Origin of the sequence: Vibrio mexicanus (assembly GCF_001012815.1) — a bacterium.
GTDB lineage: Bacteria > Pseudomonadota > Gammaproteobacteria > Enterobacterales > Vibrionaceae > Vibrio > Vibrio mexicanus.
Genome location: NZ_JYJP01000080.1, coordinates 1 through 1,264 on the forward strand (window position 1 = coordinate 1; position 1,264 = coordinate 1,264).

1 protein-coding gene is annotated in these 1,264 nt (G+C 47.5%); it reads left to right on the forward strand.

The window, feature by feature from the left end:
* The first annotated feature begins 75 nt into the window (after positions 1–75).
* Positions 76–1,253 (forward strand): IS3 family transposase gene (locus UA76_RS11665; RefSeq protein WP_157617620.1). Its coding sequence is split into 2 segments (ribosomal slippage): positions 76–343 and positions 343–1,253, totalling 1,179 coding nucleotides; the frame shifts between segments, so codons are not numbered across the junction.
* Positions 1,254–1,264: the final 11 nt, after the last annotated feature.

Genomic DNA, 1,264 nt, shown 5'->3' on the forward strand with positions numbered 1-1,264 from the left:
ATCTGTAGTGGCATAGTGAGTTTGGCCACCTGATTAGAGGTGTTAAGATGCACCTCGTACACAACAGGTGGAACTATGACAAAACGTACGAGAAGAACTTTCAGCCCAGAATTCAAACTTGAAGCCGCACAACTGGTCGTCGACCAAGGGTACACCGTTGATGAAGCCGCCAAAGCCATGAGCGTGAGCAGGTCGGCCATGGACAAGTGGGTAAGGCAGCTTAAACAAGAGAGAAATGGCATTACGCCAAAAGCTTCACCGCTGACGCCTGAACAGATTGAAATCCGAGAGCTTAAAAAGCGGATCGCCGAGCTTGAAGAGCACAATGAAATCATAAAAAAGGCTACAGCTCTGTTAATGTCGGACTCACTGAAAAATTCTCGATAATCGAGCGACTCAAACAGAGCTACAGCATCACTACGCTATGCAAGGTCTTCGGCATTCATCGAAGTAGTTACAAGTATTGGAAGCGCCGGCCAAGAGCCATTCCTGCGTTAGAAGTTCAAACTCGAGCGCTTGTACAAGAGGCTCATAGTGCCAGCAATGGCTCCGCAGGGGCTCGAACGATTGCAGGCATCGTAACTAATGCGGGCGTTAATTTGAGTCGCTATAGAGCAACTAATATCATGAAAAAGCTTGGGTTAGTGAGTCGACAGTTACCAAAGCACAGATATAAGAAACAGTCTCCCGAGCATGTGGAGATCCCGAATCACCTTGAACGACAGTTCACCGTTACGGCTCCAAACCAAGTGTGGGTAGGTGATGTGACTTATGTCTGGACTGGCAACCGCTGGGCTTATCTAGCCGTTGTGCTGGACTTGTTTGCTCGTAAACCAATTGGTTGGGCTATGTCTTTTTCGCCCGATAGCCAGTTGACAAGCAAAGCCGTAAAAATGGCTTATGAAAGTCGTGGTAAGCCCAAAGGGGTGATGTTCCATAGCGATCAAGGCACACATTACACTAGCAGCAAGTTTCGTCAGACTTTATGGCGTTATCAGATTAAACAAAGCTTGTCGCGTAGAGGAAACTGTTGGGATAACAGCCCGATGGAGCGCTTCTTCAGAAGCCTAAAGACAGAATGGGTGCCAGCTTGTGGTTATCGAAGCTTAACTGAAGCCTGGAACAGCATTGTTGGCTACATCATTAGATATTACAGCCAAATCAGGCCGCATCAGTACAATGGCGGTCTCACACCAAATGAGTCGGAACGGCTCTACTGGCAAACTTATAAAACCGTGGCCAATTTCACTTGACCACTACAATC